We start from the raw sequence: 18,120 nt of genomic DNA, 5'->3' as shown, positions 1-18,120 counted from the left end.
GCCCCGCCGAGCGCGGCGGGGCGGAAGGGCGGGACCGCCGTCCGTCCGGGGCCGTTCAGTCCTCCTCGGCCACCTCGTGGTCGGCCTGCGAGCCGATGTGGGCCCGCGCGGCCCGCTCGGCCGCCTCCGGGTCCCCGCTGCGCAGCGCGGCGATGATCGTGTCGTGCTCCTCGAGGACGGCCTTCCAGTTGTGGAGGACCGGACGACGGTCCCGCCACAGGCGGTTCCGCCGGGCGGTCGTCGGCGCGGGAACCGCCCGCCGGGGCTTCGGCACGGACCCTAGAGGACCCGCCAGAGGGCGAGCGCGAAGACCGCGGCGACCCAGGTCCAGAGGACCGAGAGGCCGATGTGCGCGGCGGTCCGCAGGGGGTCGCCGCGCCAGAGCCTGGGGGAGAAGACGGCGAACTCGAACAGCCAGCGCAGGCCCCAGAAGAGCGTCTGCCCGGCCAGCAGGGCGGTGCCCAGGCGGGTGCCGCCGAGGAGGTCGGGGGCCAGGCAGAGCGGCATCAGGCCGAGCAGCGCGCAGGTCAGCGCGATGAAGAAGAGGTGGACGTAGGAGACCTGGCGGGTCAGCAGGCTGGCGCCGGACAGGTCGGCCGGCCACTGGACGATGCGTGGCAGGACGGCGTGGAACAGGCCCATGCCGACCAGGGCCGCGCCGACCAGCCTCAACTGGGCTTCCAGGGTGAACAGTTCGGTCATGCGGCGGGGCTCCGGAAGGCGAAGGCGGTGATCAGTGTGGCGATCCGGCGTTCGGCGGCCGGGTGCAGTCCGGCCTCGGCGGCGTGCCGCAGCCAGGTGGCGCGCGGCTGGAAGTGCCAGGCGCCCGGGCCGTAGGCGGCGGTGTTGGCGAGGTCGCGCAGGTGCTCCACCAGCAGCAGGGTACCGCCGGGCCGCAGGGTGCGGACGGCCTCGGTGAACAGCGCCGCGCGGTCGGCGGGCCGACGCAGTTCGTGGGCGGCGAGGACGGTGAGCACGGTGTCGAGGGAGCCGGTGGCGGCGGGCAGGGCGTCGGGGCGGGCGGAGACGGTGCCGGGGGCGGGCGGGGCGTGGCGACGGGCGCGCCGGATCGAGCCCTCGGTGGTCAGGGCCGGGTCGTAGAGGTCGGCGACGAGCTGGCGGGCGGTGGGGTACCGGGCGGCGACCGGGCGGCTGGCCTCGTCGAGTCCGGTGCAGACGACCAGGTGGTCGCCCGGGCCGTCGGGGAGCAGCTCGGACAGCCAGTCGTAGGAGTGGAGTTCGGAGCGGTCGTAGACGTGCCAGGTGGCCAGGGTGCTGGTGGTGAGGAGCGCGGCGGCGCCGGCCGAGGCGGCGCGGGCGAGGGCGGCGGGCCGGGCGGGGAGGCGGCGGGCCAGCGCCCAGCCGGTGGCGGCGGTGACGGCGCCGGCGGCGTACATCGGCCAGTTGTAGCGGATCACCTCGCGGACACCCGAGGGGCGCCGCGCGGGCTCGGCGGGCCGGGCGGGCCGGGCGTTCATCGGCGGGCTCCGTCCAGGGCACGGCGGTGGCCGGCCTCCCAGCCGTAGTCGACGTCGGCGACGTGGAAGGCGTTGGCGAGGACGGGGCGGCTGCCGGTGAAGGGGCCGTGGTCGAAGAAGGTCAGCCGGGGGACCTCGACCGCCACCGGGACGGGGTCCCACTGGGTGCGGGTGGCCTTGACGACGATCATGGAGCGGGTTTCCGGCTCGTACTCGAAGGTGTAGGGCAGCGGTCCGGCGAACCGGCGCGCGGCCCGGGCGTCGGCGAACGGACTGCCGGGCGGTAGGGGGGCGGGGCTGCTCGCGAGGTCGGCGCGCACATGCAGGTCGGCGCGGCCGTCGGTGCTGAGCACCTTGAACTCCAGGGTGTCGCCGAGTACCCGGGTGCCGATCCTGGCGGAGCGGTAGTGGTAGCGGGAGAAGAGGTTGCCGCCGGCGGCCATCAGCCGGTTGTCGGTGTCGGAGCGCAGGATCCGCAGTCCGCGCATGGTGCGCCCGCCCGGGGTGGGGAACCGGGTGAAGATCCGGTAGCCGGTGAGGATGAAGTCGCGGCCGAGGCGGGCGGGCAGGGCGGCCGGGCGCAGTGCGCGGGTGTCGACGACGGCGGCGGCGACGAAGCCGTGTTCGGTGCCGGTGGGGTCGGTGTAGGTGTCGAGGGCGAGGCCGGGCGGCACGAGGGGCGCGAGGAGGTGCGGCGGGAGCGCGTAGGTGAGGACGAGGGAGTGCGCGAAGTGGGTGCGCATCGGGAAGGGGTGGCGTTGGAGCAGGTGTCGCACGGTCGACTCCGGTGGTGGGCGCGAAGCGGTGGGTGGTCTTCGGAACCGGGGGCCTTGAGGGCCGGGGGCTTTCAGAGCCGGTGGGCCTTCAGGTCCGGGTGGTTGTCGGAGCTGAGTGGTCCTCAGGGCCGGCTGGCCCTCAGAGCCGGAGCACCCGGATGACGCCCCAGAGCAGGGAGCGGTCCTCGGCGGCGGCGCCCGGGCCGGCGGGGCCCGGTTCGCGGATGCTGCGCAGGACGGCGGTTCCGCCGGGGCGCACGGCGTGCTGGACGGCGGCGCGCAGGCGCCGGGCGAAGGCCGGGCCGGGGCCGTCCAGGACGTTGGAGAGCGTGACGGCGTCGTAGTGGCCGGCGGGGGAGCGTTCGAGGTGGTCGAGGACGTCGCCGGCGAGCAGCCGGACGGGGGCCGCGGCCGGTTCGGCGGGGGTGGCGGGCGACCCGGGCAGTTCACGGCCGAGGAGCAGGCGCCAGGCGTAGGGGTTGCCGGCGTTGGGGTGGCGGGCGACCCCGCGGGCCAGCCGGGCCCGCAGGGCGGTGTCGAAGCGGTGGGGCAGGACGTCCCGGAAGGCGGGCCGCACGGCGGCGGCGAGCGTACCGGCGGGGCGCAGGGCGGCGGCGAGCAGCAGACGCAGGCCGGGTCCGTCGAGCCGGTGGCGCCAGTGGCGGGCCTGGGCGGCGGGGTCGTCCAGGCGCAGGAAGCGTTCCAGGGCGGCGGGTCGCCAGGCCGGGAGGACGGCGGCGGCCGCCACCCGGCCCGCGGCGAGCAGGTGTTCCGCGGAGCCGGTGGCCGCGGGCGCGCCGCTGGTGAGCCGGCCGCGGGCGTAGGAGAGCTGGGCGGGGTTGAGGTCGATGGCGGTGACCTCGTACCCGGCGGCGGCCAGTGCGGCGGCGGTGTCGCCGGCCGAGGCGATGCAGAGCACGCGGGCGCCCGGTGCCGGGAACGCGCCGAGTTCGACGGCCGGGTCCTCGTACATCCGGCCGAACAGGACGCGCGGGCGGCGGGTCTGGAGGCTGAGCAGTCGGCCTTCGGTCCAGGGCGTGGCGGTGCTCATGCGGCGACCGCGATCGGGCGGGTGCGGTCGCGCCGGGCGGCGGGGAGGGTCCAGACGAGGGCCAGGAAGGCGATGTCCTGAACGACGAGGCGGCCCGGTTCGGGGATGCGGTCGGCGCCGAACAGCAGGCCGCCGGTGTTGAACCCGACGACCAGCAGGGTCTGGACGATCGCGGCGAGCCTGGCCCGGCGTCCACTGAGCACCCAGGCGCCGAGGGCCAGCTCGGCCAGGCCGATGGTGATCAGCAGGGGCGTCACGGCGCTCCCGGGCAGGAGCGGCAGGCCCTCCACGATGGCGCGCTGGTCGGCGCGGCCGGGGAAGATCTTGCACCAGAGGCCCTCGTAGCCCCACATCAGGGCGACGGCGGAGGCGGTCAGCCGGGTCTGCCAAGGAGTCGGCACGGTGGACGGTCCTTTCTTCCGCTGCCGGCGAGCGCGGGTGCGCCGGGGCAGGGCGGGGCACGGCGGGGTGGCCCGAACCCCTCGGTCGGGGTCGGGGGCTCCCGTTCGGGATCATCATGGCGCACGGGTTTGAACATGTTCAACTGGGGGGGTGTGCCGATGTGCCGGGCAGGCGCGCGGGCGCCGTGTCCGCCCCGGGGGCGCCGAAGGGCGCCCGCTCGGATCGAGCGGGCGCCCAGCGGCGGGTCGGAGGGCGGGCCCGTCGGAGCGGGCGCCCACGGTCGGGACGGCGGGCCGGTCGGAGTGACGGTCAGAGCGGATCTCCCAGCGGCCCGAACTCCGCCTCCAGGGAGTCGGCCCAGTGGGCGGCGAAGTCCGGTCGCGTGCCGTCGGCGTCGGTGAACCCGTACTCGCGGTAGAGGCCCCAGGTGGCGAGCGCCCGGCCGGTCTTGGCCATGACGGCGGGGTCGGCGGCCAGCGCGGCGACCGCCCGCCCCAGGTAGGCGGGGGTTTCCGAGTGGGCGAAGTTCGGGTCCTGGGCGACGCCGTCGCGCCAGTTGGCCTCGGTCACCCCGAAGTGCTCCAGCACGGCCTCCGAGCGCAGGAAGCCCGGCGTGATCGCGACGGCCGCGACGTCGTGCGCCTTCAGCTCGGCGGCCTGCGCGACGGCGAGGCGGATCACCGCGGACTTCGCGAGGTCGTAGAAGAACGAGCCGCGGTAGCGGGCGGTGTTGCCGTCGGTGACCTCCACGACCAGACCGCTCCGGCGCGCGACCATCAGCGGCAGCGCGAAGCGGCTGGTGATCACATGGGTCTCCACCGCCCGCCGCAGCAGCCGGAGGCCGGTGTCGAGGTCCTGCTCCCACAGCGGGTGCGTCCAGTCCGTCAGCTGGTCCCCGCCCCACACGGAGTTGACCAGGACGTCGAGTCGGCCGTCCTGTTCGGCCGCGATCCGGTCGACCAGGGCGCGGACCTCCTCCGGGCGGCTGTGGTCGGTGCGGACGGGGATGCCGACGCCGCCGGCGGCGGTGATCCGCTCGGCGGTCTCCTCGACGGTCTCCGGGCGGTCCAGGTCGGAGCGCCCGGCCGTGCTGCTGCGGCCGGTGGCGTACACCGTCGCGCCGGCCGCCCCGAGCTCGACGGCGATGCCCCGCCCGCCGCCCCTGGTCCCGCCGGCGACCAGCGCCACCTTCCCCGCCAGCGGCCGGGTGTCGTTCGTCATGCTTCCTCCAGGTCGTGGCGGTGCCGGGGTGGGTGGTGCGGGGCCAGGAGGGCGTCGAGCTCCCGGCGCAGCCGCTGCGCGAGGGTGCCCCGGCGGTCGAGCGCCCAGACGAGGCCCACGCCGGCGGTGACCGCCTGGACGGACCCGGCCACCGCCGCGACGTCCGTCCCGGCCCGGAGTTCGCCGGCGGCGACGGCCTCCGCCAGCAGTGCCCGGATCACCCGTTCCTGGGCCCGGTGGGTGGCCAGGGCGGGCTCGTAGAGCTGCGGGTCCGTGAGATCCGTGCACAGGAAAGCCAGGTGGTTGGCGAAGCTCTCCGGTGTGGCCATCGGAGCCATCGACTCGACGACCAGCGCGGCCAGCGCCCCGAGGACCGATGGGTGCGCCTCCCGCACCCGGCCGTGCAACGCGTCCGCGTCCTTGACGGACTGTTCGGCGAGCGCCACCAGCAGGCCGCGCTTGGAGCCGAACCGCTGCACGAGGGTGCCGGGCACCAACCCGACCTCGCGGGCCACGGCGGCCAGCGTCAGCCCGGCGGGGCCCACCCGGCCGATCACCTCGGCCGTCGCGCGCAGGATCACCACGTCGTCCACGCCTCGGGGACGTCCGGCCATCGCTACCCCCTCATTAGTAAATGCCTGTTCATTTATTAAAGCCCCCGATCGCCCGCAGGGCAAGCGGGGGCCTCGGGCCGCTGCGACGGCCCGTCTCACCGCCCACGGAACCGGGCCCCTCGATCACGCGGCCAGGGGGTCATGAGGCCACGCGGTCACGGGGTGGCGTCCGGCTCCGGGCCGCGGCCGTCGACGGGGGTGGCCGGGGTCGGCTCCTGCCACCGGAGCCGCACCCGCTCCAGGGGTACGGGCGCCTCGGGAATCCAGTGCTCGCGCGTCAGCAGCCGCCCGCCCGGCGCGAACTGCCGGGCGGCGTGCTCGGCCGCGGCCGCCCGGGTCAGCTCGAAGCGGTGGCGGTTCAGGTGGTCGCGCACCTGCCGCGAGCGGGCCCGGCTCGCGGCCGGGGTCACCTCCGGCGTGCCGTCCGGCGCCGGCTGCGGGGTGGTGGACACGGCTCTCCTCGGGGGTCGGCGATCCGCACCGCGGCCCCCACGCACCGCGGAGGAGGGCGGGTGCTTCCGGGGTCCGGCCGAGTGTGCCGAGCCCGGCGGCTGCCGGCCGCTCAGCCCCGCCGGCCCTGGTCGCCCGGCTGATCGGGGAGCAGGGGGAACAGTCGGGTGATGAGGGCCACCGGCCGGGCGCCCTCGGGCCGGGCCAAGGGGCGCTGTTCGCGGTGCTGGTAGGGGGCGAGCGCCTGCCGGACCGCGGCCGCGACCCCGCTCATCTCCTCGGGCGTCAGGTAGGCGACGGCACTGAACGCCTCGTCGTGCCGCCACGCGGCGGGCGCCAGCTCGCGTTGGCCGAGCCATCGTCGCCAGCTCTCGTCCTCCAGCCCCCGGGCCAGGTCGCCGAATTCCTCCGCCGAGGGAGCACCGGCCTCCGGCGCCTCCTGCCGCAGACGCCAGGGCCGTGCGCGGCCCCCGGTGTGCGGCGCTTCCTCGATGAGTCCGTGCCGGGCGAGCTGCCGCAGGTGGAACGAGCAGAGCCCGGAGCTGTGCCCCAGCCGCGCCGCCGCCTCGGTCGCCGTGACGGTGCCGACTTCGGCGAGCAGCTCCAGCAGCGCCGTGCGGACCTCGTGCGCGGGCAGCCGGTCCTCGGCCTGCCGGGACCGACCGGGCGGGGTGTTGGCGTCTTCTTCAGTCACTTTGCAAAGTCTGCTACTTTGCAAAGTGACTGGCAAGCGGTCCATCGCAGGTGGGCCAGAGCGTGAGTGGGGGAGACAGCATGTCCGTTCGTCACGAGCGGCCCGGTCCCGTCGACCGGCGGGTCCGGGTCCAGGGCAGACCGGTGGACTCCTACCCGGCGCTGTCACCCGAGGCGGAACGCGGCTCGGTCCGCCGGGTCACGGAGGCGGGCGAGGAGATCCTGCACCGCCCGTGCCGGGAGGTCACCGAGTTCGGCACGCCCGAACTGTCGGCACTGATCGACGACATGTTCCTCACCATGCACGTGGCCGAAGGCGCCGGCCTGGCCGCCAACCAGGTCGACGTCGACCTGCGGCTCTTCGTCTACGACTGCCCGGACGACGACGGGATCCGGCACGTCGGCCACATCCTCAACCCGGTCCTGGAGCTGCCGGAGCCGGGCGACCGCCGACTGGTCGACGACATGGAGGGCTGCCTCTCCGTGCCCGGTGCCGCCATGGCCGTCCCCCGCACCGACCACGCCGTCGTGCGCGGGTTCGACCAGGACGGCAAGCCGCTCGTCATCGAGGGGACCGGCTACTTCGCCCGGTGCCTGCAGCACGAGAGCGACCACCTCGACGGCCACACGTACCTGGACCGGCTGTCGAAGCGGGACCGCAAGGACGCACTCCGGCAGACGGCGGACCGCCGCGAGTCCGTCTTCGCCCAACGCGCCGCCAGGGCCGCCACCTTCGCCCGCTGATGGGTCCGACGGCAGGGACCGCCGGGGGCCCGTGCTCCCCGCTCGGACCTGCCCCGGCCTGGCTCGACGATCCCGGTCGGGTGGTCTGACGGGTGGTCTGACGGGTGCGGTCGCGGGCCCCGGCCGTCGGGTGACGGCCGGGGCCGGGCCGTGTCAGCCGGTGGCCTCCGCGGTGAGGGTGCACAGGCGCTTGGTGGCGCGGGTGAGGGCGACGTACAGGTCGCGTTCGCCGCCGGGGCGGGCGGCGGTGATGCCGTCCGGGTCGAACACGACGGCGGTGTCGAACTCCAGCCCGCGCGCCTGTGAGGCCGGCACCAGCCGGGCGTGCCGTTCGACGCCCGCGGCCGCGAGCTGCGCCGTCCGGTCGTCGGCGCAGATCACCCCGATCAACTCGCCGGGGTGCGCGGCGCCTTGCTCGCGCAGCTCCCGCAGGAGGGCGGCGACGAGCGACGCGCGGTCCGCGGCGAGGGTGCGCGGCACCTCGCCGTGCCGGATCGAGCGGATCGGTGTGCGGTCCGGGGCGATCCGGGCGAGCAGGTCCTCGGTGACGGCGAGGATCTCCTGGGTGGTCCGGTAGCTGACGGTCAGGGTGCGCAGGTCGTAGCGCCGTCCGAGGTCCGGGCCGAGCGCCTCCTTCCAGTCCCGGGCCACCGTCGCCGGGCCCGCCTGGGCGAAGTCCCCGACCAGGGTCATCGACCGGCCCGGGCAGCGGCGCACGATCATCCGCCACTGCATGGCGGTGAGTTCCTGCGCCTCGTCGACGACGACGTGCCCGAACGTCTGCTCCGGCGGGCCGTCGACCAGGCCGGCCGCCTCGTCGAGGAGCGGCACGTCGCCGTCCGTCCAGGGCGCCTCCGGCGTTCGCCGCAGCAGGGCCCGCTGCGCGTCCGTGAACCGCTGCAGGTGCCCGGCCGGATCGTCGCCCTCCGCCAGCAGGGTGTGGACCACCTGGCCCGGCGTGAGCCGGGGCCACAGGTCTTCGACGGCCCGGTCGAGCGAGGCGTCGTCCAGCAGGTCGGCGCGGACGGCGTCGGCGTCGAACTCGTCGGCCCCGGTGGCCGGCGCGTCGTCGAGACCGAGGCGGCGCAGGTCCGCCGCGGCGGCCCGGTCGAGGTCGAGTCCGGTCAGCTCGGCGACCTGGGCGTCGATCTCCTCCAGCACCTCGGCGCCGCTGCGGGCCAGTTCGTCGACGAGGGCGTCGACCAGCAGCTCCTTGAACAGCCGGCGCGCCGGGTTGTGCGCGAGAGCGTTGCTCCGCGCCGACTCCCGGGCCCGGACGACCTCCGCCTCCGGGAGCCGGATCCACTCCCGGCCGACCCGGACCTCGAAGTCGCCGCCCGGGGCCTGCCGGGACCGGACCACGGCGGCCAGCGCGTCGGCGAGTACGGAACTCCCCTTGAGGCGCGCCACCTCGAAGGGGTCCGCCGCGCCCGGTGCGACGCCGGCCAGTTCCTCGCACGTCGCCAGGACGACGTCGTTCTCGCCGAGCGAGGGCAGGACCTGGGAGATGTAGTCGAGGAACCGCGCGTTCGGTCCCAGCACGAGCACACCGCGCTCGGCCGCCCTCGGGAACGCGTACAGCACGTACGCGGCCCGGTGCAGCGCCACCACCGTCTTCCCGGTGCCCGGACCGCCCTGCACCACCGTCACCCCGCGGTGCGGCGACCGGACGATCGCGTCCTGCTCGACCTGGAGCGTGGCGACCGCCGCCCCCATCCGGCCGGTCCGCCTGGCCTGGAGCGCCGCCGCCAACGGACCGTCACCGACCACGTCCTGCTCGGTCGGTGCGGAGCCGTCGAGCAGTTCGTCGCTCACCCCCACCACCGTCCGGCCCGTCAGCCGCAGATGGCGCCGTCGCCGCAGCCCCATCGGGTGCACCGGCGTCGCCTCGTAGAACGGCCGTGCGGCCTCGGCCCGCCAGTCCACCAGTACCGGCAGCTCGTCGGAGTCCCGTTGCAGCCCCAGCCGCCCGATCCGCAGGACGGTCCCGTCCGCCAGGTCGATCCGGCCGAAGGCCAGCCCGTCCTCGGCCCCCTCCAACCGTCGGACCTCGCGCGCCAGTTGTCCGGCCGCCAAGTCCCTCTCGTACACCTCGCCCGCGCCGTCGGACGGCGCCGCGAGGACGCGCGCCAGCTGCTCCCGCACCCCGGCCAGCCGCTGGTCGAACAGGTCGCCCAAGGCGGAGACGTGAACCCGCTCAAGCTCCACCTCACGGGCGGCAACCTCGTTGATCTGAGACAAGAAAGCCCTCTCGGCTCGATCCACCACTGTTTCGAGGCGCCACTATGCAGAGGGAATCCGGGAAAGTAAATATTGACCGAACCGGGTGGAATATGACCTCTGGTGCACACCACCGGGCCGGCCTGCCGTTCCGGGGGCCGGATACCGCCGACCCCCGGCGCCCGGTCGCGTGGTCGGCCGGTTCGACCGGTCAGGGCTTGGTTCGGCCGGTCAAGGACTGCCGAGTGACTGCCAGTCCGACCAGGCGGTCGAGCCGGCGGTGACCTGCCGGATGTGCCGGATGCTGCCGCCGGTGAAGGGGGGGCGAAGACCTCCAGCCGGCCGTCGGCGTTCGGGGCGACCACCAGGGTTCCGGCGACGAGGCGTCCGAGGGCGTCACGGCCGGTGCGCGCGTAACGTACGGGTGTCAACTACCTGCCGCCGGCCCGCACCGGGCCCACCGGTCACCGGTCACTGGTCACCGGTCACGTAAGGGGAAGATCATGGAAGACCGAGCACTGGGCAGCCAGGGCCTGACCGTAGGCGTACAGGGTCTCGGCTGCATGGGGATGAGCGCCTTCTACGGCGCCACCGACGAGACCGAGTCCCTGGCGACCATCGACCGTGCGCTGGAGCTCGGCGTCACCCTGCTGGACACCGCCGAGAGCTACGGACCGTTCCGCAACGAGCAGCTGCTGGCCAAAGCGCTGCACGGGCGCCGGGCGGACGCGGTGGTGGCCACCAAGACCGGGGTGGAGCTCGCGGACGACGGGCGGGCGTCCGGGCTCAACGGCCACCCGGAGTACGTGCGGCGGGCGCTCGACCGGTCACTGCGGCACCTGGGCACGGACTACGTCGACCTGTACTACCTGCACCGCATCGACCCCGGGGTGCCGATCGAGGAGACCGTCGGCGCGCTGGCCGAGCTGGTGGCCGCCGGCAAGATCCGCTACATCGGCGTCTGCGAGGCGTCCGCGCGGACCATCCGGCGTGCCCATGCCGTCCACCCGCTCACCGCCGTGCAGACCGAGTACTCGCTCTTCGAGCGCGGCATCGAGCACGACGGCGTGCGGGAGACGCTGCGGGAGCTGGGCATCGGTCTGGTCGCCTACTCCCCGCTGGGCCGCGGCTTCCTCTCCGGCGCGATCAGCAGCCCCGACGACTTCGCCGCGGACGACTGGCGCCGGACGGATCCGCGCTTCCAGGGGAAGAACTTCGACCGCAACCTGGAGGTCGTGCGCGAGGTCCGCCGGATCGCCGCCGCCAAGGGCGTGACGCCCTCCCAGCTGGCACTCGCCTGGGTCCGGCACCAGGGCGCCGTCGCCATCCCCGGCACCAAGCGCCGCAGCTACCTGGAGGAGAACGTCGCCGCGACCGAGGTGGCCCTCACCCCCGAGGACATCGCCGCGATCGAGGCGGTCGCACCCCACGGCGCGGTCACCGGCGACCGCTACCCGCCGGAGTACATGAAGACGCTCAACGGCTGACCGCCGGCCGACGGAGCCCGCGCTCCGGGGGTGTCAGCGCCACCAGGAGGGTGCGGCGGCCACCGCGGCGTCGACCAGGTCCGCCTTGGTCACGGTGTCGTCGCCGAGCCGGGCCGCGACGGCACCGGCGAGCCGTGCGCCAGAAAGGCGGCGACGACGGGCCGGCCGGCGACCGGGACGTCCGGGACCGGGGGCGGGGTTGCCTGGGTGCGGCAGGGCCAGGCTCACCGGCCGCCGACCGGGTAGGAATGACCTCGTGCCGCCGGGCACCGCGGACCGCGGCCCGGCGATCCGATCCGCGTCGGATCGGCCCCGTGGGTGCGGTGCGGGACGCCCGGGCCTCCCGTACCGCACCCACGGGGCCGGCCTTCCTCCTCCACCGGGTCGGGTCATGAGCGACAGCAGTTCCTTGGGCGAGTACCTCCGAGCACGGCGCGAAGCCCTCCGGCCGCAGGGCGTGGGCCTGCCGGAGCACGGCCGCCGTCGGGTCCCGGGGCTGCGCCGCGAGGAGGTCGCGATGCTGGCGGGCGTGAGCGCCGACTACTACACGCGCCTGGAGCAGGGGCGCGAGACCAATCCCTCGCCCCAGGTCGTCGACGCCGTCGCGGCCGCCCTCCACCTCGACGGCGAGGCGCTCGACCACCTGCGCCGACTCGTCCGGGCACCCCAGGAACGCCGGGGCGCGCCCGACGGGCACGAACGCGTCGACCCCCAGCTGCGGCGACTGCTCGACAGCTGGCCCGACACCCCCGCCTTCGTCCTGGGGCCCGCCCTGGACGTCCTGGCGCACAACCGCCTCGCCGGCGCCCTGCACAGCGGGTTCCAGAGGTTCGACAACCTGGCCCGGATGGCCTTCCTCGACCCCGCCGGCCGCTCCTTCTACCGGGACTGGGCGCGCTCCGCGCACTCCTGCGTCGCCGAGCTCCGCGCCGCCCACGGACACCACCCCGACTCGCCGCGGATCGCCGAAGTCGTCGCCACCCTGCGCGCGCGGAGCCCGGAGTTCGGCGAGCTGTGGGCCCGGCACGACGTGCGGGCCAAGACCCAGCAGTCGAAGCGGCTCGCGCACCCCGAGGCGGGCGCCCTGGAGATCGAGTTCTCCGCCTTCACCGTCAACGGCGCACCGCACCAGCAACTGGTCGTCTACCAGGCCGAACCCACCGCTGCCGCCGCCCTGGCCGCACTCCGCGCCCGGGCCGGGCTCACCCCGGCGACGTGGGCGGCACCAGCCCGCGCGCTCAGCACCGGCTGACCCGGCACGCCCTCTCGCCACGCCCCCGACCCCGCGCGTCGTCCCGCCACACCCGCAACCCGGCCCGCCTTCATCGAGGCGGGCCGGGTGTTCCGTATCCGTCGGCGCGGGTCGACACCGGCGCGCGCCGCGGCGGGTGGGTGCCCGGCACCCGGGGACGGCGCGGCCTGGTTCCGGCCACGGCGGAGCGGCAGTCTGGCTCCGCGGCAGTCGCCGCACCCACCGCCGGAAGGGAACCCCGTGCACGTCCCCCATGCCCGCCCCACCGCCGAAATCGCCGCCCTCGCCCGGATCCGGAGCCTGCCCGCCGACCGGCGGCGGATCCTGTTCACCGGCGCCACCGTCGTCACCATGGACCCGGCGCTCGGCGTCCTCGACCGGGGCGACCTGCTCGTCGAGGGCGACACCGTCGCCGCCGTCGGGCCCGGCCTGAGCGCGGTCGACGCCGTGGTCGTCGACGCCACCGGCACGATCCTCTGCCCCGGTTTCGTCGACACCCACCGCCACGCCTGGGAGGCCCAGTTGCGCCGGATCATGCCGGACGTCGACGACCTGGGCAGCTACGTCACCGCGACCCTGGCCGGTTACGCCACCGTCTACCGGCCCGAGGACATGTACACCGGGACCAGGCTGGCCGCCCTGACCGCGATCGACAGCGGCATCACCACCATGCTCGACTTCTCCCACAACTCCCGTACCGGCGACCACTCCGACGCCGCCGTCCAGGCCCTCCTCGACACCGGCATCCGCGGCGTGCACGCCTCCATGGGCCCGCACTTCGGCACCTGGGACCAGCAGTGGCCCGGCGACCTCACCCGGCTCAGGGACCGCTACTTCGGCAGCGACGACCAACTGCTCACCCTGCGCCTGGCAGCCCTGGCCACCGAGGAGATCGCCGGCCCCGCGCTCGCCTACGGTCCCGAACTCGCCCGCGTCGCCCAGGACCTGGGCATCGGCGTGAGCGTGGACGCCGTCTTCGGCACGGCGTCCTCCGAGGCGGTGCTCCGCTGGGCGGAGCACGGCATCCTCGGCCCCGACGTCACCCTGATCCACGCCACCGGGCTTACCTCCGACGCCTGGAAGGCCATCGGGGAGACCGGCACCACCGTGGCGCTCGCCCCCACCTCCGACGCCCAGATCGGCCTGGAGACCGCGATCCCCGCCGTGGACGAGGCCCTCGCCGCCGGCGTCCGCCCCGGCCTGAGCATCGACGTCGAAGTCGCCCTGGCCAGCGACATGTTCACCCAGATGCGGACCCTGCACGCCATCCAGCGAATGCGCGCCGTCAACGCCGCCCACGGCACCGACCGGCAGCCCTCCCGGATCACCACCCACGACGTGCTGGACTTCGCCACCCTCCAGGGCGCCCGCACCAACGGCCTCGCCGCCGTCACCGGCTCCCTCACCCCCGGCAAGAAGGCCGACCTGCTGGTGGTCCGGGCCGAGGACCTCAACAACATGCCGCTCAACGACCCGATCGGCACGCTCGTCCTCGGCTCCGACGCCCGCAACATCGCCGCGGTCCTGATCGACGGTGAGCCCCGCAAGTGGAACGGACACGTCCTCGACGTCGACCTGACCGCCCTGCGCGCCGACGTCCACGCCTCCCGCGCCCACGTGCTGAGCGCCCCGGCCGCGAGCTGAGTCCGGGGCGTGACCACACCGCCGGTACTGCGGTGACATCGCCGGGGCCGCCCCCTCACCGGCCGCCGACGAGCGGCTCGGGCGACGACGACCGCCTCCGGCCGACCCGAGCAGCGCACCGGCCGGCCACCGTCGGAGAGAGCCCTTCCTCGGGGGAGGGCCTTCCTCAGGCGGGTTCCGCCGAGCCGGTGAGCCGGAGCTTGCGCTGGGCGCGCTGGTAGAAGGTGGTGCGGCCGAGCCGGACGACCCGCGAGGCGGCGGGGAGCATCGTCACCTCGACGACGTCGCCCGGCCGGACGCGGCCGACCAGCAGGCCGTCGGCCTCGATGGCGAGGTCCCCGCTGTGCGGCAGGACCTCCAGGGCGAGCCGCTCCCCGCTGGAGAGGAACACGGACCGGTTGAACGCCGCGTGCGGGGCCACCGGCGTCACCAGCAGGCCCTCGGCGTTGGGGGAGACGATCGGCCCGCCGGCGGAGAAGCTGTAAGCCGTGGAGCCGGTCGGCGTGGCCACGACGACGGCGTCGGCGGTGTACGACACGAAGGGCTGCCCCTGGACCCGGACCGCCACGGCCGCCGACCGGTGCCCGGGGCTGCGCAGCAGCACCACGTCGTTGAGCGCCGTCTCCCGGGAGTCACCGAACGTGGCCTGGACACCGGACCGGGACTCCACGGTGAACCGCAGATCGTCGATCGCGTCGAGGGCGTCCGGCAGCTCCGGGATGTCGACCTCGGCGAGGAAGCCCAGCCGCCCGACGTTGACGCCCAGCACCGGGACCCGGCCCCCGGCGACCAGCCGCATCGCGCGCAGCATCGTGCCGTCCCCGCCCAGGCTGATCAGCAGATCGGCGGTGGCGGCCATCTCCTCGGCCCCGACCGCCACGGCGTCGCACCCGATCCGGGCCACCTCCGCCGTCAGCCCGAGGACCTTGGCGTCCCGCGCCCGGCTCCAGCGGACCACGGTGGCCACGGTGGGTGCGCTGGTCCGTTCGGGGTGGAGCACCAGCCCCACCGTGCCGATGAATCCCATCCCGGACCTCCTCGATCCCGATCGGCCCGCCTCGCTCCTCCCAGCATCCACCCGGACCGGGGGCGACGTCACCGGGACCCGGGCCGGCGCCCCCGGCACGCCGCCCCGCACACCGCCCCGGGCGGCCACGGTGCGTCATCGGCCGGGCGCCCGTCCCGTCCGCGATGATCGGGCGATGACCCTTCCGCTCCCCGCCGGCAGCCGCGCCACGACCAGGCTGATCACCGCCGCGACCCTGCTGTTCGTGGCCTCGGAACCCGCACCGGCCGTCACCGGCCCCGCAGGCCCGGAGTCCGGCCGCTGCTCCTCGGCGGCCCACTCCCGGCCCGCCGAGGAGCTGACCAGGGCGATCACCCGCGTGGTGTCGGAGCGTCACAGCACCGTCGCCGTCGCGGTCGAGGACCCGGGCACCGGGCTGTCCTGCGCGGTCCGGGCCCGCGAGCGGTTCGACTCGGCCAGTGTCATCAAGGTGACGATCATGGGTGCGGTGCTGCGCCGCGCCCAGGACGAAGGGCGCGCGCTGACGCCGTTCGAGGAGGACAACCTGCGGCCGATGATCGTCCAGTCGGACAACGACGCGGCCACCGCCCTCTGGCGGGACCTGGGGCGGGGGCGGCTGGCGGAGTTCCTGCGCCTCTCCGGCATGGCGGACACCGTCCTCGCGGAGGGCGACCGGTGGGGGCGCACCCAGATCACCGCCGGTGACGAGATGAAGCAGCTCGCCGTCTTCGCCGCACCGGGCCCGGTGCTCACCCCGGAGCACCGCGCGTTCGGCCTGGACCTGATGAACCAGGTCGAGGAGGACCAGGCCTGGGGCGCCCCGCTCGGCGCCCCCGACGGCACCACCGTCCACGTGAAGAACGGCTGGGCGCCGCGCGAGCGCCACGCCTGGCACGTGCACAGCCTCGGGATCTTCACGGACCCGGGCGAGCCGTACCGCATCGCGATCCTCACCCGGGACAACCCCAGTGAGGAGTACGGGATCGACACCGTCCAGGCGGTCGCGCAGGTCGTCCACGCCGCCCGGCAGGGGGCGGCGAGCCGGTGACCGACCGCCGCCGCCACCCGGGCTCCCCGGCCGGAGCCGCCTCCGGCACGGACAGTTCGGCGAGGTGTCCGACCAGCGCGTGGACACCCGGCTCGGCGAGCTCCGCCCGCTGTTCCTCGCGGCGTACGAGGCCACGGACGGTGTCGCCCCCGGCGAGCCGCTCCCGCGTGAGCAGGGCGCCGACCTTGCCCGTGATACCGAGGATGAAGACGTCCACCACGAAGGCTCCGATCGTTTCGGCAGATCGGTCCGGGGGATAGGCACCCGGCAGCGCCCGGGGGCCCTGGGCGGGTGTCAGACGAAGGCGCCGATGCCCGTCGCGGCGCGGCCGACGATCAGGGTGTTGATCTCCCGGGTGCCCTCGTAGGAGTAGAGCGCCTCGGCGTCGGCGACGAAGCGGGCGATGCTGTAGTCCAGCACGATGCCGTTGCCCGCCAGCAGCTCGCGGCCCCAGCCGACGGTCTCCCGCATCCGGCTGGTGCAGTACGCCTTGGCCAGCGCGGAGTGCTCGTCCCGGAACGTGCCGGCGTCCTCCAGCTGCGCCAGCCGCACCACCATGCCCAGGCAGGCGGTGGCGTTGCCGAGCATCCGCACCAGCAGGTCCTGGACGAGCTGGAAGCGGGCGATCGGGCCGCCGAACTGCTCGCGCTCACGGGTGTAGTCCAGGGCGATCCGGTAGGCGCCCAGCATCACCCCGACCGCCTCCCAGGCCACCCCGCTCCGGGTGTGCCGCAGCACGTCGGCGGTGTCGCGGAAGCCCTCCGCCCGCTGCAGCCGGTCCGCTTCGGGGACCAGGCACTCGGTGAGCACCACGTCCGCGTTCTCCACGGTGCGCAGGGCCATCTTGTTCTCGATCCTGGTGGCGGTGAAGCCGGGGTTGTCACCGTGCACCACGAAGCCCAGGACGTGGCCGCTCTCCTCGTCCTTGGCCCAGACGACCACCAGGTCCGCGAAGGTCGCGTTGCCGATCCAGCGCTTGGCGCCGTTGAGCACCCAGGTGTCGCCCTCGCGCCGGGCTGTGGTGCGCAGCCCGGCGGCGACGTCGGAGCCGCCCTGCGGCTCGGTCAGCGCGAAGGCGCCGATCTGCTCCATCCGGGTCATCGCCGGGAGCCAGCGCTCGCGCTGCTCCGGCGAGCCGCAGCGGGCGATGCTGCCCATCGCCAGCCCGGCGTGGACCCCGTAGAAGGTCGACAGGGAGGCGTCCACCCTGGCCATCTCCAGGGCGATGAAGCCGTTCAGCAGGCTGCTGGCGGGATTCTCCCGGTAGGCGAGGCCGCAGATGCCCAGCTCGGCGTAGCGGGGGATCAGGTGGTGCGGGAACGCGGCCCGGCCCCACCACTCGTTGGCGTGCGGGGCGACCTCCTGCCGCAGGAAGTCACGGACCCGCCGCAGCACCTCGGCCTCCTCGGGGACCAGCAGGTCCTCGAACCGGTACAGGTCCTCGACCAGTACGTCGTCGGTCATGGGTGTGCTCCTCGGCTCGGTGACGACAGGGGCGGCGACATCGGTGCCGCCACCATGCCCCGCCTACCCCTTGATCGCCCTCCAAACGCAGCCCGGCGGACGGGTGACCCCGTACGGCACCGGCCCGGCCGCGGTCGACGTGCGGGAGGCGCGGATGCCGGCGGGCCGCCTCACGGCTCCTGGGCGCGGCCCGCGGCGGCGGCCCAGGCGAGGCCGATCACCACGGCGAGCACCATCAGCACCGCGCCGAGCCCGATGGACGTCCAGCCGCCGCTGGTCAGGCTGTTCAACTGCTCCTGGTAGGTGGCGTCGTGGGGCTCGGGCATGCCCTCGGAGAACGAGCCGGTGACCTTGGGGTGGCAGACGTCGCCCGGCACCATCGGTTTGCCGTAGCAGGTGGGTACGGCGGTGTTCAGCTTGCTGACGCCGGACAGGATCAGGCCCGCCCCGCCGGCGAGTACGAGCAGCAGGATGACGAATCCCATGACCGGTGCGGACCCCCGTCCCGGCGCTGCCGCCGAACCGGCGCGCCCTCGTTCGCTTCGACGC

19 protein-coding genes are annotated in these 18,120 nt (G+C 74.9%); 5 read left to right on the top strand and 14 right to left on the bottom strand.

Going from position 1 to position 18,120, the window contains the following annotated elements:
• Positions 1-55: 55 nt before the first annotated feature.
• The 10 genes from ACFWA9_RS21075 to ACFWA9_RS21030 all read right to left on the bottom strand — a co-directional run bounded on the left by ACFWA9_RS21075 (position 56) and on the right by ACFWA9_RS21030 (position 6,686).
• Entirely contained in the window at positions 56-274 is a 219-nt protein-coding gene (locus ACFWA9_RS21075; protein WP_380388860.1) for an FCD domain-containing protein, read from the bottom strand.
• A 5-nt stretch (positions 275-279) separates the two neighbouring features.
• Positions 280-702, bottom strand: coding sequence for a hypothetical protein (locus tag ACFWA9_RS21070; protein WP_380388858.1), 423 nt, complete (start codon positions 700-702; stop codon positions 280-282).
• Positions 699-1,478: a class I SAM-dependent methyltransferase gene (locus ACFWA9_RS21065; RefSeq protein WP_380388856.1), complete on the bottom strand. Its 780-nt coding sequence runs from the start codon at positions 1,476-1,478 to the stop codon at positions 699-701. Before ACFWA9_RS21065 ends, ACFWA9_RS21070 begins: the two co-directional genes overlap by 4 nt.
• Complete coding sequence (locus ACFWA9_RS21060; protein WP_380388854.1) at positions 1,475-2,254, bottom strand: DUF2071 domain-containing protein; 780 nt, start codon at positions 2,252-2,254, stop codon at positions 1,475-1,477. The genes ACFWA9_RS21065 and ACFWA9_RS21060 overlap by 4 nt, the downstream gene beginning before the upstream one ends.
• Before the next feature lie 139 nt (positions 2,255-2,393).
• Positions 2,394-3,305 carry a DUF3419 family protein gene (locus ACFWA9_RS21055; protein ID WP_380388852.1) on the bottom strand — a complete coding sequence of 304 codons (912 nt, stop codon included), beginning with the start codon at positions 3,303-3,305 and terminating at the stop codon, positions 2,394-2,396.
• Entirely contained in the window at positions 3,302-3,706 is a 405-nt protein-coding gene (locus ACFWA9_RS21050; RefSeq protein ID WP_352286598.1) for a DoxX-like family protein, read from the bottom strand. The genes ACFWA9_RS21055 and ACFWA9_RS21050 overlap by 4 nt, the downstream gene beginning before the upstream one ends.
• Positions 3,707-4,016: 310 nt before the next feature.
• Positions 4,017-4,928, bottom strand: a complete 912-nt coding sequence (locus ACFWA9_RS21045; protein ID WP_380388850.1) for an SDR family oxidoreductase — start codon at positions 4,926-4,928, stop codon at positions 4,017-4,019.
• On the bottom strand, positions 4,925-5,542 hold the full coding sequence (locus tag ACFWA9_RS21040) for a TetR/AcrR family transcriptional regulator (RefSeq protein WP_380388848.1): 618 nt from the start codon (positions 5,540-5,542) through the stop codon (positions 4,925-4,927). Before ACFWA9_RS21040 ends, ACFWA9_RS21045 begins: the two co-directional genes overlap by 4 nt.
• A gap of 155 nt (positions 5,543-5,697) precedes the next feature.
• Positions 5,698-5,994, bottom strand: coding sequence for a hypothetical protein (locus ACFWA9_RS21035; RefSeq protein ID WP_380388846.1), 297 nt, complete (start codon positions 5,992-5,994; stop codon positions 5,698-5,700).
• A gap of 110 nt (positions 5,995-6,104) precedes the next feature.
• Positions 6,105-6,686: a helix-turn-helix domain-containing protein gene (locus tag ACFWA9_RS21030; RefSeq protein WP_380388844.1), complete on the bottom strand. Its 582-nt coding sequence runs from the start codon at positions 6,684-6,686 to the stop codon at positions 6,105-6,107.
• A gap of 80 nt (positions 6,687-6,766) precedes the next feature.
• Here ACFWA9_RS21030 and def point away from each other — a divergent pair, with 80 nt between their 5' ends.
• Complete coding sequence (def, locus tag ACFWA9_RS21025) at positions 6,767-7,429, top strand: peptide deformylase (RefSeq protein WP_380388842.1); 663 nt, start codon at positions 6,767-6,769, stop codon at positions 7,427-7,429.
• A gap of 153 nt (positions 7,430-7,582) precedes the next feature.
• Here the strand turns inward: def and ACFWA9_RS21020 are convergent, their stop codons facing one another.
• On the bottom strand, positions 7,583-9,670 hold the full coding sequence (locus tag ACFWA9_RS21020; protein ID WP_380388840.1) for a HelD family protein: 2,088 nt from the start codon (positions 9,668-9,670) through the stop codon (positions 7,583-7,585).
• A gap of 482 nt (positions 9,671-10,152) precedes the next feature.
• Here ACFWA9_RS21020 and ACFWA9_RS21015 point away from each other — a divergent pair, with 482 nt between their 5' ends.
• From ACFWA9_RS21015 to ACFWA9_RS21005, 3 genes are all read left to right on the top strand, one after another.
• Complete coding sequence (locus ACFWA9_RS21015; RefSeq protein WP_380388838.1) at positions 10,153-11,136, top strand: aldo/keto reductase; 984 nt, start codon at positions 10,153-10,155, stop codon at positions 11,134-11,136.
• A gap of 391 nt (positions 11,137-11,527) precedes the next feature.
• The gene (locus tag ACFWA9_RS21010) at positions 11,528-12,388 is read left to right on the top strand and encodes a helix-turn-helix transcriptional regulator (RefSeq protein WP_380388836.1); all 861 of its coding nucleotides are present in this window, start codon (positions 11,528-11,530) and stop codon (positions 12,386-12,388) included.
• A gap of 240 nt (positions 12,389-12,628) precedes the next feature.
• The gene (locus ACFWA9_RS21005; protein ID WP_380388834.1) at positions 12,629-14,032 is read left to right on the top strand and encodes an amidohydrolase family protein; all 1,404 of its coding nucleotides are present in this window, start codon (positions 12,629-12,631) and stop codon (positions 14,030-14,032) included.
• A 166-nt stretch (positions 14,033-14,198) separates the two neighbouring features.
• On the opposite strand, the gene ACFWA9_RS21000 is transcribed toward ACFWA9_RS21005, so the two are convergent.
• Entirely contained in the window at positions 14,199-15,059 is an 861-nt protein-coding gene (locus ACFWA9_RS21000) for an NAD(+)/NADH kinase (RefSeq protein WP_352286620.1), read from the bottom strand.
• A 175-nt stretch (positions 15,060-15,234) separates the two neighbouring features.
• Between ACFWA9_RS21000 and ACFWA9_RS20995 the strand changes: the two genes are divergently transcribed.
• Positions 15,235-16,107 carry a serine hydrolase gene (locus tag ACFWA9_RS20995; protein WP_380388832.1) on the top strand — a complete coding sequence of 291 codons (873 nt, stop codon included), beginning with the start codon at positions 15,235-15,237 and terminating at the stop codon, positions 16,105-16,107.
• Positions 16,108-16,401: 294 nt separating this feature from the next.
• Here ACFWA9_RS20995 and ACFWA9_RS20990 read toward each other — a convergent pair whose 3' ends face one another.
• A complete protein-coding gene (locus tag ACFWA9_RS20990; RefSeq protein WP_329485452.1) occupies positions 16,402-17,571 on the bottom strand; it encodes an acyl-CoA dehydrogenase family protein in 1,170 nt (389 codons plus the stop codon).
• Between the two features lie 170 nt (positions 17,572-17,741).
• Positions 17,742-18,056 (bottom strand): hypothetical protein, encoded by a 315-nt coding sequence (locus ACFWA9_RS20985; RefSeq protein WP_329485450.1) that lies wholly within the window; start codon positions 18,054-18,056, stop codon positions 17,742-17,744.
• Between the last annotated feature and the right edge of the window lie 64 nt (positions 18,057-18,120).

This window comes from Kitasatospora sp. NPDC059973 (assembly GCF_042737525.1).
Classification (GTDB): domain Bacteria; phylum Actinomycetota; class Actinomycetes; order Streptomycetales; family Streptomycetaceae; genus Kitasatospora.
The sequence above is the reverse complement of the archived record's forward strand: the minus strand, read 5'-3'. Positions and strand labels throughout refer to the sequence as shown.